Here is a 14,722-nt window from a genome sequence, read left to right as displayed (position 1 = left end):
AGCAACGCTTTGGTTAACTAAATAGCACTTAGCTAATTAGAGCAACTATTCCCGTTAGGGATACCGCTACCTAAGAATTCGACCCGAACCTGTTCGATATTTTTTAGGTACTGGTTGTTCGCTTGATCGGTTTTATCAAAGTTGTTGAGTGTTACATTCCATGATGAAAACGGAGTGGGTTGGAAGTAGGCGTATTCGAATTTATTCGCCACGGCACCATCGGTGATGATGCTAACATCGTTGGTTGTTGGATCATCTAGGCGGTAATAGAATGCGCGTGAAACAGGGTTAGAACTGAACTGGTAGTCCTTGTTCTCATATCGGTCTAAATAGTTACCCGAACTGGAAACTCGTAAGTTGAGTTGCTTGCCATAAGGTAAGTTTTCACCCTCTAAAAACACTCGTACCGTGGAAAGCCTAACGCGGTCAAACGAACACAATTGGACTTGTTCTAGTGGAATGGTGAAGTTTAGTTGTCCGGTTGTTGCAAAGCTCTCTAGTTGCTTGGGGCTAGAAATGGTGTAGTTGTCGATGGTGAAATCTTGTGGTGCTGGTTGGAAAGAAGACAGAGCATTTACATACTCACTTTCGACAGTAGCCAAATCAAACTGGTAGTCCAAGTAGCTTTTATTCAGAGAAGGCGTAACTTCGCTTGGCTTCAATGCCCAATATTCGTATGCCTGAACATAGTTAGACAAAGCAACGAACATCGGACGCTTGAAGTGCATCAATACTCGTGATAGTTCACGTTCAATCGAATCGAAGCTGTCGGTGTCTACTTGATAACCCTCGATCGCACCGTTCAATCTTTGCTGTTGATTGATAGTCACATTATTGGTGAGCAAGAGGTCTACCAACTTCGCTTGCTCGTGAGCAAAGTTAAGCTGCGTGATGTTAATTGCCTTACCCAGAAGCACCTGCTTTTCGAGTTCGAGTAAGTATTGTCTTGCTCCTTTGATACCTAAGCTATCGGCATATCTTAAGTTGCTGCGGATCTCGGTGATCATCAGATCCCACGCCAGATTGCTTTCATTGATGGTTGGGATGTTGAAGTTAAAGCCATCCATCGCTTCAGATACCTTCTGGAGCTTGATGGTTGATTTAATATCCGCGGTTAACTGAGAAATGCCAGAAATCGTTTTGGTCACGCTATCAATAATGCCTGTGACGGACTTGATATTGGTGACGAGGTTCTTCGCTTTTTCTAATGCTTCAGGTGTTTTAGCCAACTGTTCGGTGAGATCATTCACACCAGAAAGGTTGCCTGTGAATACCCCACTCACGGCACTTCCAATTTCGGCTATTGCTTTGAATATTGCTAGAGCCGCATTGAGTTGTTGTTGGGTTTTCCAATTTTCTACACCAACTAAATAAGTGGTTCTTGAACTGAGAGTGACCAGTTCTTGTGCTTTATATTGGCTATCGACCTCGGTCAGGCTATCGCCTATCTTGTCTATGTTGGATTGGGTTTGTGTGATGATCGAACTCTGAGCGCGTAGAACGTCTTCGATGTTAGCGAGTGCTAACTTAGCAGCTTCAATTTTGTCTTCAATGACCGTGTTTCTATCTTGAATAATGTCCCATTGAGTTTGATACGCGATCATAGCGTTCAAATAGGCTTCGTATTTATCTTGATATAACACCTTGTCGAGATAAGGAACGTAATTGCTCTCTTTGGTGCTGAAGCTAATGAATTGCTTGAACGCGACCGTTTGTAGGTAAAGGTCGGAAAGAATCGGGTCGTCTTCAACCACTGAACCTGAGTAACGCAAGTTCTGTTCAATCCAGTTGATGAGGTCGAGGCTAAGCTCTGGGTTGGTATCGTATAAGCTGGCCGCCATATCAAAAGAGCGATTAACAATGTCTGTAAAAGGTTCAGTAGCCAGTTTCATTTGCCCAGTAATGTTCGATTCAATGGTCGTTCTTCGGTAGTGTTCTCCTGCCAATACCACGGATTCGCCATCACCAGTTTTTCCTGTTAGGGCGTCTCGTGTAATGCTGCCATCGCTTTGGAAAGCGAGTACATTAATCGGTGTTTCTATTTCGCCGGCAATCACAGAAATTGAGGCTGCAGAGCCTTGCTGTCCGAGCACAAACGTCGGCGTGCCTTGGCCAACGATTTTTCGTGCAAAAATAAGGATGTTTTGGTTGTTTACAAGCAAGTTGAAATTATCTGGAATTTCAATGGTATCTGCAAAAATGACGATTTTTGAGGGTTGAGTGACGTAAAGGTTTTGTTCTGCTATCCAATCACTGAGGTTGATGTGTAAATCGGATGTGGAACGAGATAGGACGCCAACATCGGAATAGGCCGATTGAACCCAAGTGGGGTATTCGGTTGAATTGGGTAAATTGTTCAGTTCAAGCCAATCGCTAGAAAAAGCCTGTGGAGAGAATGAAAGAGAAATAATAATAGGTAGAAGTCTCATATTTATGTCCTGTCGAAATTAGTATTTGCCAAATTTTGGGTAGCAGAAGCCAGCACCTTAATTTTGATAAGGTGCGGCTTTCTGTTAGGGATATATTTTTGGCTATTGCGTTATATTTTTTGTGTTTCTATATGATCGAGAGGCCTATGGACTATTCCATTTCTTGGATATATGCATTGTTTGCGAACGCTTTTGCTTTCTCACTAATATTACTCCAGTTGCTTTCTGCAACCGTTGTATTGGCAAGAGCGCCTATTGCGCCAAGCATTGCGTCGTCTTTCATGATGTCGGCATTATTTTGGGCTTGTTCTAAGGCAACGAGCAGTGAAGTAAAGTCGGCATTCATTTTCTGCCAATTTAGTTTCAGCTTATTAATATGTGGAATCGCACTTTCTATTTGTTGAGAAATCATATCGATACTCTCTGAAGAGCGATGATAAGAGTTATATATTTTCTGCGTATAAGTTAATTGCTCTTGAAGCTCTTTTACTTCACTTTGTAATTCGTTACGAAGCTTACGCGCTTTTTCTGCTTTATCGCCGTATACGCCCATGATTGGTCCTGCAACCAGAGGGAACCAAGCATAAGTCACTGCGGTAGAGGCGACCGTAACGTAGTGAGTGTAATCTTTATTGAGTTGAGTAATACGCGCGTTGATGTCATTCACTCGTTGTTGAAGCGCACTGCCATCATCGCTCAGGTAACCGTTGTGAGTGTTTTCTAATACATCTAACTGCAATTTTTGTGTATCTAAAGTTGCTGAAAATTCCAATAGATTACCGCCAACGTCAGACACTTCTTGTTGGTATCTCATGGAAAAACTCTGCAGGCTTTTCAGGTAAGCGATCGCCACCTTTCTATTGCGTTCAACCGCTTCTATATCTTCCGGCAAGGGAGAGAATGCTTTGGCTAACATTTCATTTAAAGCATCGCTCAAAGGGTTGAGCATATAGTCTTTGATTTGCACGTAATTGGCCAAACTTAATGAAAGATCAACGATGCTTGGGTAAAGGTCTTTTTTCCAATAGAAGGCGGTATCGTGAATACTTGAATATTGCTGAACCAGTGCTTGGAAATTAGAAAAAGGAATGTCGTTAGGAATACTTAAAGTCGACTTCATACTGGCTTCTGTCACGGGTAGGGCCAAAGCACCTTCTACATAGGCTTGAATCTGATACCACTCTTGTTGCTTAAGAATAAAGTTGTCAGTTTCTAAATCGATAAAGACGCCATTCTCACCAATGATCGTGTCGTAGGTAACTTGAGGTATGTTTTGTTCAGCTGACGCTTGGTTGATTTGAACTGGAGCGGCTTGAGAAGTGAGTGAAAAAGAGGAAAGTAGCCCAATTGAGATCGAAGATAATACGAGTGTTTTTGTGATTTTTTTCATCGTTTAGCCCTGTTAGATTTGTTATTAGCTTTTTGCAAAGACAATAATCCCCCTACCACTTGATGGCATTTTTAAATATTTATGAAGGGTTATTGAATATTTTTATACTTTCATTCTTATAATTATTTTATGGTTTTTAAATTAACTCCTTTAATATGCTTTTTGTTTTTATAATATTTGGCCAATCTATAGCAGATTTATAATGAAAAGTTCCACCCAGATCGCATATTTGAATTAATGTTGATTGTTTGTTGATCTATTGAGTTTAATGATATTTAAGTCACTACTCTTGTGTCTTTTGTTAGCATAGATGTGGAAAGGTCTCGAGAGGTTTTTATTCTATTCATAAATGCGATAAGTGATAGAAATATAATTATCTGTATTGTTTTAGTTATTACTGAATATGTTGATTAATCTGATGGATATATAAATAGAACGAGCGTTTTAAATTTGATCTGTGCCAAACAATGTACGGGTGTTTTTATACTGACGGTAATTTTTATTAGTTATTTTTATTAGCGAATGTTTTATTAGGTGATCTTATATTAGGTGTGGTTAAATTAGATAATATTCAATTAGATTGTCTTTTATTAGTTAATATTTATATTTCCGGTTTAATAAAGGTGGAACTATTTAAAGAAATAGATTGATACAGATTGAGAGGCAATCATGTTTGCAGATTTTTTGGGATGCTTGCGGGTGTTTTCTAATGCTTATAAGTTTACCCACCAAAGCCGTTCGCTTTGGTCTATAGTCTTTGATGGGCAAGTATCTTAGTTAGTTGTTATTCATCGCCAGCTTGCCGAGCTTCATTGCAGCAGCATGGTGTCGGTGCATTAATTGCTCCATGTCTACGCCAATTACAGCCCCATCATTAACTCGCCATTTTCCGGCTACCATCACCTTATCCGCTTGTTGAGCTCCACAAAGTAGTAGGGCAGCCAGTGGATCGTGGCTGCCAGAGAAACGAATATCATCGAGTTTGAACATCGCGATGTCGGCTTGTTTACCGACCTCTAGCGTACCAATGTCGGTTCTGCCCATTGCGGCGGCAGAGCCTGACGTTGCCCAGCGCAGTGCGTCAAAGTGCGACACATTCGCCGAACCATACTGCAGGCGCTGTAAGTACATGGCCATGCGCACTTCGGCAATCATATTTGAGCCGTCATTCGAGGCGGAACCATCGACACCCAGTCCGACTTTTACGCCAGCGGCTTCAAGATCGTTGTTCTTACAAATACCGGAAGCCAGCATCATGTTGGAAGTTGGGCAGTGGCTAATACCAATCCCTGCTTTACCCAAGCGTCTAATTTCTTCTATGTTGAAGTGAATACCATGAGCAAGCCAAGTGCGTTCGTTAAGCCACCCTACATCTTCTAGGTAATCGACAGGGCGTAGACCAAACTTCTCTATACAGAAATCCTCTTCATCCAGCGTTTCGCAAAGGTGCGTGTGCATCATCACGTTCTCACGCTCACTGATCTTGGCGGTCTCTTTCATTAGATCGGTGGTGACCGAGAATGGCGAACAAGGCGCGAGTGCGATTTGAATCATCGCCCCTTCATCACGCTGGTGGTAATCACGAATCAAGCGTTGGCTGTCATCAATAATGGTTTGTTCGGTTTGAATAGTGTGTCGTGGCGGTAGCCCACCTTCATCTTCCCCTAGACTCATGGAACCACGAGTGAATATCGCCCTTACACCCAGTTTCTCTGCGGCCTCGACTTGTAAATCGATGGCATGTTCTAGTCCGTTTGGCAGTAAGTAATGGTGATCTGAAGCGGTGGTACAGCCCGACATCATCAGCTCAACCAGAGCCAGTTCTGTAGCAAGACTCATCATCTCAGAATCGAGGTTTGCCCAAACCGGGTAGAGGCTTTGCAGCCAATGGAAGAGCTCTTTATTGAGCGCGCCGGGGTAGGCACGCGTTAGAGTTTGATAGAAGTGGTGGTGCGCATTGATAAGCCCAGGAATTACAACATGACGAGAGGCATCGACGCTGTAATCTACGGGCAAAGTCGGCTCTTTGTGTTTGCCAACCAATTCAATGATTTTATTACCTTCAGTGACAATGCCGCCTTCTGCATCAGCCAGCGAGCCAGTGTAGATTGCGAGAGGATTCTTAATCCAGATGGTGTCCATTCATAGTAGTCCTTAGCCATCTCTGCCTTTTCAGGGAAGAGGGTCTTTATGTGGTATTTGTTGTTGAAAGATAATATGAACCAAGGGCGCAGAAACTTTCAGTGTTCTCATTACGCCCGCGACTCTACGGAAATCGGTTTTACGCGAGTTAGCGAACCATTTAGTGTAAGATTTATCCAGTTAACTCGATCATTAACTAATTAGCTTTGGGTTCTGGGCTTTCTGTCGCCGTTTGAACGTTTGTACTGGCTTCTTGTTGAACCCCTAATTGATCGTCTGAGTGTAGTGTTTCTTCAGCTTGCTCTTTCATTTCGAGTTCAACTTGCGCGTGGCTTTCGGCTAGCGCTTCTTGTTCTTCTGCTCGTGAAGATTTAGGCAATACAAGGTTTAGAACAACCGTCATGATGGTGCCGGTTGTAATGCCAGAGTGAAGAAAGTTAGCGAGATCATGCGGCAAGTGTTGCAACAATCTGGGCTCGAAAGTCACTGCCAAGCCAGACGCCAAACCAACACAGATTACCAAGGCATTTCGTTTGGTGTCTGCGGCCTTTATCAACATGCGGATACCCGCGTAGGCGATCATACCGAACATCACAAATCCTACACCGCCTAACACTGGCTTCGGGATCGTGACGGCAATGGCGGCTAATTTCGGAAATAAGCCACCTAAAATTAATAAACCTCCCGTTGCAGCTACTACGTAACGGCTTGCCACACCTGTGATACCGACAATGCCGACGTTTTGGCTGAATGATGCCAATGGCATCGCGGTGAGAATGGAAGAGAGTGTGCTACCAAGCCCATCGCCCAGTAATCCACGTTTTAGATCTTTACCGCTGACTTGAGTATGGCAGTTGTTCCCTAGCGCCATGAAGTCTCCGGTTGCTTCAGCGATAACCACGATGTACACCAAACTCATGCTGATGATGGCGCTGACAGAAAACGTAAAGCCATATTTGAAGGGCTCAGGCCCGCCAACCCATGCGGCAGAACTGATTTGATCTAGATTCACCATGCCGAGTGATAGCGCCACAATGTAACCGCCGGCTAAACCAATCACGATAGCGGAGGCCGCCACCGCGCCTTTACAGTAAACCGATACGCCAATCACGATCCCCAAAGAGACCAGTGCTAGAAACAGTTTAGGTAAGGTGGCGAATTGCTCAGTGTTGGCTGGAGCGTCGCCGATCCAATTCATGGCAACCGGTAAAATGGTTAAGCCGATTAAGGTAACCACCACACCACTTACCACGGTTGGGAACAGCGTACGCACCTTGTCCATGTAGAAGCTGGCACCTATCACCACAAACGAGCCGATTAGCGCAGAGCCCATGATCGCGGCGACACCGCCTTCGTTGCCGATTGAAATGGCGACGCCCAAAAAGGCAAAGCTCGAACCCATCACAACGGGCAGTCGAATACCAACAGGGCCAAAGCCGAGACACTGAGCGACGGTCACGATGCCTGAGGCTAATAGTGCCGCATTGATCAGTGAAACGATTTCCGTGTTAGGCAGGCCAATCGATGCTCCAACAATAAGGGGTACTGCGACAATGCCACCGATTGAGGCGAGCATATGCTGCAGCGCGAGTAGGAGGGTTAAGCTATGCGGCGGTCTTTCATTAAGGGTGTAAAGAAGTTTCATTTGATATTCCTTTGCCTGTGTTTCCGTTTACAGGCGATTGGCGGTCAAACATTGACTTCTACAAACTGCGTAGGGTCATAAAAATGGTGTTGTAACCTGTTTCTTGATAGCTCGGCCTGCGAGCAGGCCAAGCGATAGTTACGTTTGGTGATTAGCCGATGAATACGAGCTTGGCGATGAAGATAGCCGCTAGGAAGTACATCGAAATTGAAACGTCTTTTGTTTTACCTGTCGCCAGCTTCAGCACTGTGTAGGTAATGAAACCCAGTGCGATACCATTGGCGATAGAGAACGTTAGGGGCATCATTAGCGCCGTAATGGCAGCAGGAGCACCGTTTGTGAAGTCTTTCCAGTCGATGTGCTGCATGCTGCTCATCATCACGAACGCTACATAGATGAGTGCTCCAGAAGTTGCGTAAGCTGGGATCATGCCTGCAAGTGGTGATAGAAAAATCGCCGCTAAGAACAATACGCCAACCACAATCGCAGATAGGCCTGTTCGTGCGCCTGCTGCAACACCGGCGGCACTTTCTACATAACTGGTGACTGGCGGACAACCCACACACGCACCTGCCACACTTGAGATACTGTCGGCTTTAAGCGCTTTGCTCAGGCCTTCAATTTTTCCCGTTTCAGGATTGGTTAGGTTTGCACGCTCAGCCACGCCCATCAAAGTACCAGCGGTATCGAACATGTTTACAAAAAGGAAGGCCAAGATAACGCTGATCATTGAAACATCGAGAGCGCCCATAATGTCCATTTTTAGGAACGTAGGCGCTAAACTTGGTGGCGCAGCAAAGAAACCGTTGTAATGCACTAAGCCAAGCATCATGCCGACCAAAGTCACACTCAAAATACCAATTAACACTGCACCAAATACTTTGCGCTCACTCAGAACCGAAATAATGAGGAAAGCAATAGCGGCCAGTAGCGCTTCAGGTTTGGTGAAGTCACCTAAAGAAACCAATGTTGCTGGATTTTCCACTACAATACCTGCCGTTTTTAAGCCAATCAGACCCAAGAACAAACCAACACCCGCTGTCATGGAATAACGCAGACTCACTGGGATACTTTCAATTATCCATTGGCGTACTTTGTAAAAACTCATCCCGACAAACAAAATACCGGAGATAAACACCGCACCCAGTGCCACTTCCCAGCTATAACCCATTTCACTCACAACAGTGAACGAGAAGAAGGCGTTCAAACCCATGCCCGGTGCAAGTCCAACTGGCCAGTTGGCAAATAGCCCCATTAACAAACAGCCGATCGCAGCACCAATACAGGTTGCGACGAATACCGCACCTGAATCCATGCCTGAAGCGGCCATGATTTGTGGGTTAACGAAGATGATGTAAGCCATGGTTGCGAAGGTAGTGACACCGCCGACTAACTCATTTTTTACGCTACTTCCGTGGGCCTTAATTTTAAAAAACTTCTCTAAAATTCCGTTGTTCGCATCTTGGTTGAGTATTTCTGTTTTACTCTCACTCATGTCAGCAAGTCCTTTTATGTTGTGATCCATTTATTGAATACAGCGAGATTTCAATATTAAGTTTTAAGGTTTTTTCCTAGCCGCTATTTCTTTAGTTATCTGTTGTTTAGTCATCAACTTCTAACTAATAACGTTGTTAGTATTTTTATATGAGCGTGTTTAGTGGGTGCACACCTTTTGGGGTGTACACGTGAATCTGTTCAATATTTGTCGGTTGAGCCTAGTTCGAAGTTCTAGGTCACGGGACTAACTGCCCCGATAGGTTGAGAAACTGTAAGGCGAGACGAGAAGAGGAACGTGATAATGCGCGTCTGGATTATCTAGACCAAAGCGAATAACCACATCATCTAGGAAGGGCACGCCATCCAGCTCCACGCCTTTGCTTCTGTAGTAATCAGCGACGTAAAACACCAATTGGTATTTCCCCGGTCGGAAATCATTTCCTGCCAGAATCGGCGCATCGGTTCGGCCATCGGAGTTGGTGAGTACCGTCGCCAGCTTTTCTGTTGAGTCTTCGTTGACCTTATAAAGCTCTACCTTGATCTCTGCACCTGGTAAGCCGTGAGTCGTGTCTAATACGTGTGTTGTTAGTCTTCCCATAGTCCTTTAATAGCGCTTTTGGCGCTCCTCTGTTCCGTGGTTTATCTGTGTAATTCGACCTTGCAAAGAATGCAACTGGTCACTTTGTTATCACTAACTATGTACGAACTGTACACAATTAGTAAAGTTAATTGTTATAAAAATGTTGGTTAATCTGTCGTTTTTTCTGACTTTATAGATCTTTATTATCGTTTTTTAGTGAGCTTGGGTTTCATTAACCTGTTGTTTTTAAATGATATGAATGATTAAAATTAACTTTAATAACAAAATCTTTACATTGAGATAAATAATTGTATACAATAAATGTACAGGGGTAAGGTTGCTCGGTTTTTGGAAAATCCACTCACTGATTCATTTTGATGAACCAACGAAAGAGCGGCTAAGCCAACCACTTATGTTAGGAGTACTTGGATGAATAAGGATTATTCAAGAAATTTGATCGGTTACGGAGCTAATCCTCCAAACCCTCAATGGCCAGGTAATGCGCGCGTCGCGGTTTCTTTTGTATTGAACTATGAAGAGGGCGGTGAGCGTTGTTTGTTACATGGAGATGAAGAGTCTGAAGCCTTTCTCTCTGAGATCCCGTCAGCACAGCCGATCAAAGGCGAACGTCACATCAGCATGGAATCCATCTATGAGTATGGTAGCCGAGCGGGTGTGTGGCGTGTTCTTCGCTTGTTCGATGAATATGAAATCCCACTGACCGTATTTGCGGTCGCAATGGCGATTGAGCGTCATCCAGACGTTGCCAAAGCCATGGTCGAAGCGGGGCACGAAATCTGTAGCCACGGTTACCGCTGGATAGACTATCAATACATTGATGAGTCTGAAGAGCGCGATCACATAACTAAAGCGATTGAGATCATCCAACAAGTGACGGGTCAGCGCCCGCAAGGTTGGTACACCGGGCGAACGGGTCCAAATACGCGTCGCTTAGTCGCAGAAGAAGGCGGTTTTCTTTACGACTCCGATGCCTATGATGATGACCTGCCTTATTGGCACACAGAGACTGGTCATCCGCAATTGGTGATCCCTTACACACTCGATGTAAACGACATGCGTTTCTCAACGGCGCAAGGTTTCAACTCGGGTGAACAGTTCTTCCAATATCTTAAAGACACGTTTGACACCCTTTATATGGAAGGCGAAACCGCACCGAAAATGATGTCGGTTGGGTTGCATTGTCGTCTGATTGGTCGCCCCGGTCGTATTGCTGCATTAAGACGCTTCTTAGATTACGTCAAACAGCACGACAGTGTGTGGCTATGTCGTCGAATCGATATTGCCAACCACTGGCACCAACATCACCCTTATCAACCGAACAACGTTCATCAACAACAGAAGTAGCAGTGAAGCAAGGAGGCTTAACGTGACTGAATTTCGATCTTGCCAACCAACAACCATGAGCCGCGATACTTTTGTCGCGCACTTTGCTGATGTTTACGAACACAGCCCATGGGTTGCTGAAGCGGTCTATGACCAAGGTTTGAATGCCGAAGATGACCATATCGAGAATCTTCATTTGAAAATGGCATCGACCTTGTTAAGTGCAGACCAAGGCAAACAGTTGGCTTTGATCAATGCTCACCCGGATTTAGCCGGTCGAGCTGCAGTAAACGGCGAACTTACCGAGTCGTCGACCAAAGAACAAGCGGGGGCGGGCATTGAAAAGTGCAGCGCCGAAGAATTTGAAAAATTCACTTCTTACAACAACAGCTACAAAAGTCGCTTCAATTTCCCTTTTATTATGGCGGTGAAGGGAGCCAATCGTTACCAAATTCTTGAGTCGTTCGAGATGCGATTAGGAAATGATAGTGAAACTGAGTTTGCTACGGCGATTCAAGAGATCAACAAGATCGCGATGTTTCGTCTCTGGGATATGTAAGTTAACGGAGTTAACAGCTATCTCAGTCCAGTCTTAGTACGCTAAAGTTTTGATTTATAAAACATTAGCCACTAATTTCTCATTTTATTATTACTTGATTAATTTCATAGGATTACACGGACATGACCCATAAATTTGAACAGTACATAAACCTTGCAGACGAGAAAATCGGCGCAGAAGCTATCTTCGTAACAGACGATTTTTTTGCAGATAAAAGCCGTCTGCTTAGCCATGCTGCACCAGAGTGGAAAGATGACTTCTTCGACGACAACGGTAAGTGGATGGACGGCTGGGAAAGCAGACGTAAACGCGGTGAAGGTTACGACTACTGCGTGGTTCGCCTTGGATTAGCTGGCACCATTGCTGGTGTTGATATTGATACTTCATTCTTCACAGGTAACTTCCCACCTTCGGCATCCATTGACGCGTGTTATTCACCACAAGGTGAGCCAACAGACTCAACAGAGTGGCAAGAAATCCTGCCTTCAATGGCACTACAAGGTGATCACCATCATCTTGAAGCAATCGAAAGTGACCAAGTATTTACGCACCTACGTTTGAACATCTACCCAGACGGCGGTGTTGCACGTTTACGTGTTTATGGCCGACCAAGTGTTGATTGGGACGCGATAGATTCTCAACAACAAGTTGATCTAGCAGCCGTTGAACATGGCGGTCGAGCGTTGGCGTGTAGTGACGAACACTACGGCAATAAAGCCAACATTTTAGGCCCAGGCCGCGGTGAAAACATGGGTGATGGTTGGGAAACCGCGCGTCGTCGTACACCGGGTAACGATTGGGTTATCGTGGCACTCGGCCACCCTGGCAACATCGAGCGTATCATAGTTGATACGGCACACTTCAAAGGTAACTATCCAGACAGCTGCTCAATTCAAGCGGCTTACGTGAAAGGCGGTACCGACGACCAAGTAGAAACACAAAGCCTATTCTGGCGTGAACTGTTGCCTGCACAAAAGCTGCAAGCGCACGAGATTCACGAATTCATTTCTGAGGTTAACGACCTTGGTGCGATTACTCACGTACGTGCAAACATATTCCCAGATGGCGGTATCAGCCGTTTGCGTTTGTTTGGTACGAAAGCGAAATAGGTAAGGAAATGAGTATGAGTAATGGAATACGTCGTTTATCCATCGAACCGTTAACCAAGCAGGCTTTTGCAGAGTTTGGCGATGTTATCGAGTCCGATAATAGTGATTTCTTCATGATCAACAGTGGATCAACACGTCGCTACCACAAGCTAGCGACAACGGATGTACAAGACCAAGACGGAGAAGCCATCATCAGCATCTTCCAAGCCACACCGTTAAGCTACCCACTGACCATCAAAATGTTAGAGCGTCATCCACTTGGCTCTCAGGCATTCATTCCATTACTCGGTCAACCCTATTTAATTGTTGTGGCGCCAAAAGGCGATGACCCAGCGCTAGCTCAGAGTCGAGCCTTCTTGAGTAACGGCCGTCAAGGAGTGAACTATCACAAAGGGGTGTGGCATCACCCTGTTCTTGCCCTCACCGATCAAGACCAGTTCTTGATCGTCGATAGAGGCGGCGAAGGGCACAACTGTGATGAAGTTTATTTCGACAACGATCGAGTGGCATTGCATTTGGACGATCTGCCAACGGACGACAATAAGGAAGAGCAATGCTTAGCTAAAGTGTTGTGATACAGGAGTTTATTATGGATCCGCATATTACAGAGTGGTTGAATTTAGCGATTCGCTGGATTCACATGATTGTTGGTGTTGCGTGGATAGGCGCATCATTTTACTTTGTTTGGTTAGAGAACAACCTTAACCGAGTTAACCCTAAAACTGGCCTTTCAGGCGACTTATGGGCGATTCACGGCGGTGGTATTTATCACCTAGAAAAGTACAAACTCGCGCCACCAGAAATGCCAGAGCATCTGCACTGGTTCAAGTGGGAAGCTTACTTCACGTGGATCACCGGTGTGTGTCTACTGGGTGTGGTTTACTACCTTAACGCTGAAATTTACCTGATTGCACCGGGTTCTGGCCTGGATTCAACCACCGCAATCGCGATTGGTATTGGTTCATTTGTTGCCGGTTGGTTTATCTACGACTTACTGTGTGATTCGCCATTGGGTAAAACGCCCGTGTTGCTTGGCGTTGTGCTGTTTGTGCTGCTGGTCGCTGCTACCTATGGCTTAACTCAAGTGTTCAGTGGTCGTGGTGCTTACATCCACGTGGGTGCCATCATTGGTACCATCATGGTGGGTAACGTATTCCGCGTAATCATGCCTGCGCAGCGTAACTTGGTGAAAGCGATTGAAGAGAAGCGCGAACCGGATCCGGCATTGCCAGCGAAGGGTTTACTGCGTTCTCGTCATAATAACTACATGACACTGCCAGTGCTGTTCATCATGATCAGTAACCACTTTCCAAGCACTTATGGCTCGGAATACAACTGGTTGATCCTTGCTGGCCTAGCGATCTTCAGCATCTTGGTACGTCACTATTTCAACACGCGTCATGGTAGTCAGAAGTTCGCATGGACAGTGCCAGTAGCAGCATTAGGGATGATCACGCTTGCGTTTGTTACCTCGCCTTACGCCAAAAAGCAGATGACTCCGGTTGTACAAGCGCCAGTGGTTCAAGAAGTGCAAGTCAGTGCAACTGAATTAGCGACAGAAGAACTTGCTGCAAACGACACCGTTTCAACGACTAGTTCTCAAGCTGCACCTGCAGACCACGCAATGCAAACGGCTAGCGCAGGCGTAAGCTTTGAAACCATCAACAAAGTCATTCAAGAGCGCTGTTCTGTGTGTCACTCATCAACCCCAAGCCACGCCGCTTTTGCTGCTGCGCCAGCCGGTGTGATGTTTGATACCCCAGAAGAGATTAAAGCCAACGTCCCAAGGATTGTTGCTCAAACCGTCACAACCAAGGTGATGCCGCTTGGTAACATGACTCAAATGACCGACGAAGAACGCGCACTCATCGGCACTTGGGTCGAGCAAGGCGCGACGCTTCAATAATGATGTGAATCCTTTACCTAAGAGCATGAGTCTTAGGTGAGGCTTGGGGAGAGTTTGGTTTCGGGCATGCGCCAAACTCATCCCACCCTGTTTCCCCGGTTCCTATAACCGGGGCTTTTTG

Annotated in this window: 11 protein-coding genes; 5 read left to right on the top strand and 6 right to left on the bottom strand. The window is 45.3% G+C overall.

Going from position 1 to position 14,722, the window contains the following annotated elements:
* Window positions 1-32: 32 nt before the first annotated feature.
* The 6 genes from OCV24_RS15310 to uraH all read right to left on the bottom strand — a co-directional run bounded on the left by OCV24_RS15310 (window position 33) and on the right by uraH (window position 9,701).
* Complete coding sequence (locus tag OCV24_RS15310; protein WP_137025496.1) at window positions 33-2,429, bottom strand: hypothetical protein; 2,397 nt, start codon at window positions 2,427-2,429, stop codon at window positions 33-35.
* Between the two features lie 151 nt (window positions 2,430-2,580).
* A complete protein-coding gene (locus OCV24_RS15305; RefSeq protein WP_137032070.1) occupies window positions 2,581-3,819 on the bottom strand; it encodes an alpha-xenorhabdolysin family binary toxin subunit A in 1,239 nt (412 codons plus the stop codon).
* A gap of 777 nt (window positions 3,820-4,596) precedes the next feature.
* A complete protein-coding gene (locus tag OCV24_RS15300) occupies window positions 4,597-5,961 on the bottom strand; it encodes an 8-oxoguanine deaminase (protein ID WP_136998526.1) in 1,365 nt (454 codons plus the stop codon).
* A 196-nt stretch (window positions 5,962-6,157) separates the two neighbouring features.
* The gene (locus OCV24_RS15295) at window positions 6,158-7,606 is read right to left on the bottom strand and encodes a nucleobase:cation symporter-2 family protein (RefSeq protein WP_017054913.1); all 1,449 of its coding nucleotides are present in this window, start codon (window positions 7,604-7,606) and stop codon (window positions 6,158-6,160) included.
* A 151-nt stretch (window positions 7,607-7,757) separates the two neighbouring features.
* Complete coding sequence (locus OCV24_RS15290) at window positions 7,758-9,101, bottom strand: NCS2 family permease (RefSeq protein ID WP_017054912.1); 1,344 nt, start codon at window positions 9,099-9,101, stop codon at window positions 7,758-7,760.
* A gap of 246 nt (window positions 9,102-9,347) precedes the next feature.
* The gene (gene uraH, locus OCV24_RS15285; RefSeq protein WP_017054911.1) at window positions 9,348-9,701 is read right to left on the bottom strand and encodes a hydroxyisourate hydrolase; all 354 of its coding nucleotides are present in this window, start codon (window positions 9,699-9,701) and stop codon (window positions 9,348-9,350) included.
* A gap of 411 nt (window positions 9,702-10,112) precedes the next feature.
* Between uraH and puuE the strand changes: the two genes are divergently transcribed.
* The 5 genes from puuE to OCV24_RS15260 all read left to right on the top strand — a co-directional run bounded on the left by puuE (window position 10,113) and on the right by OCV24_RS15260 (window position 14,601).
* On the top strand, window positions 10,113-11,048 hold the full coding sequence (gene puuE / locus OCV24_RS15280) for an allantoinase PuuE (protein ID WP_150877664.1): 936 nt from the start codon (window positions 10,113-10,115) through the stop codon (window positions 11,046-11,048).
* A gap of 22 nt (window positions 11,049-11,070) precedes the next feature.
* Complete coding sequence (uraD, locus tag OCV24_RS15275; protein ID WP_046223047.1) at window positions 11,071-11,586, top strand: 2-oxo-4-hydroxy-4-carboxy-5-ureidoimidazoline decarboxylase; 516 nt, start codon at window positions 11,071-11,073, stop codon at window positions 11,584-11,586.
* A gap of 122 nt (window positions 11,587-11,708) precedes the next feature.
* Window positions 11,709-12,695 carry an allantoicase gene (gene alc / locus OCV24_RS15270; protein ID WP_017054908.1) on the top strand — a complete coding sequence of 329 codons (987 nt, stop codon included), beginning with the start codon at window positions 11,709-11,711 and terminating at the stop codon, window positions 12,693-12,695.
* Between the two features lie 14 nt (window positions 12,696-12,709).
* A complete protein-coding gene (locus OCV24_RS15265) occupies window positions 12,710-13,270 on the top strand; it encodes an ureidoglycolate lyase (protein ID WP_017054907.1) in 561 nt (186 codons plus the stop codon).
* A 14-nt stretch (window positions 13,271-13,284) separates the two neighbouring features.
* Window positions 13,285-14,601 carry a urate hydroxylase PuuD gene (locus OCV24_RS15260; protein ID WP_017054906.1) on the top strand — a complete coding sequence of 439 codons (1,317 nt, stop codon included), beginning with the start codon at window positions 13,285-13,287 and terminating at the stop codon, window positions 14,599-14,601.
* Window positions 14,602-14,722 lie beyond the last annotated feature (121 nt).

The sequence above is a fragment of the Vibrio kanaloae genome (genome assembly GCF_024347535.1).
Classification (GTDB): Bacteria; Pseudomonadota; Gammaproteobacteria; order Enterobacterales; family Vibrionaceae; genus Vibrio; species Vibrio kanaloae.
Note: the sequence above shows the minus strand (reverse complement) of the source record. Positions and strands in the feature narration are given on the sequence as shown.

What these genes read in the sequence shown, in the direction of transcription:
- OCV24_RS15310 (WP_137025496.1), bottom strand. Translation starts at nt 2,429, where the DNA reads ATGAGACTTCTACCTATTATTATTTCTCTTTCATTCTCTCCACAGGCT.
- puuE (WP_150877664.1), top strand. Translation starts at nt 10,113, where the DNA reads ATGAATAAGGATTATTCAAGAAATTTGATCGGTTACGGAGCTAATCCT.
- OCV24_RS15265 (WP_017054907.1), top strand. Translation starts at nt 12,710, where the DNA reads ATGAGTAATGGAATACGTCGTTTATCCATCGAACCGTTAACCAAGCAG.
- OCV24_RS15260 (WP_017054906.1), top strand. Translation starts at nt 13,285, where the DNA reads ATGGATCCGCATATTACAGAGTGGTTGAATTTAGCGATTCGCTGGATT.
- alc (WP_017054908.1), top strand. Translation starts at nt 11,709, where the DNA reads ATGACCCATAAATTTGAACAGTACATAAACCTTGCAGACGAGAAAATC.
- uraH (WP_017054911.1), bottom strand. Translation starts at nt 9,701, where the DNA reads ATGGGAAGACTAACAACACACGTATTAGACACGACTCACGGCTTACCA.
- OCV24_RS15305 (WP_137032070.1), bottom strand. Translation starts at nt 3,819, where the DNA reads ATGAAAAAAATCACAAAAACACTCGTATTATCTTCGATCTCAATTGGG.
- OCV24_RS15290 (WP_017054912.1), bottom strand. Translation starts at nt 9,101, where the DNA reads ATGAGTGAGAGTAAAACAGAAATACTCAACCAAGATGCGAACAACGGA.
- OCV24_RS15300 (WP_136998526.1), bottom strand. Translation starts at nt 5,961, where the DNA reads ATGGACACCATCTGGATTAAGAATCCTCTCGCAATCTACACTGGCTCG.
- OCV24_RS15295 (WP_017054913.1), bottom strand. Translation starts at nt 7,606, where the DNA reads ATGAAACTTCTTTACACCCTTAATGAAAGACCGCCGCATAGCTTAACC.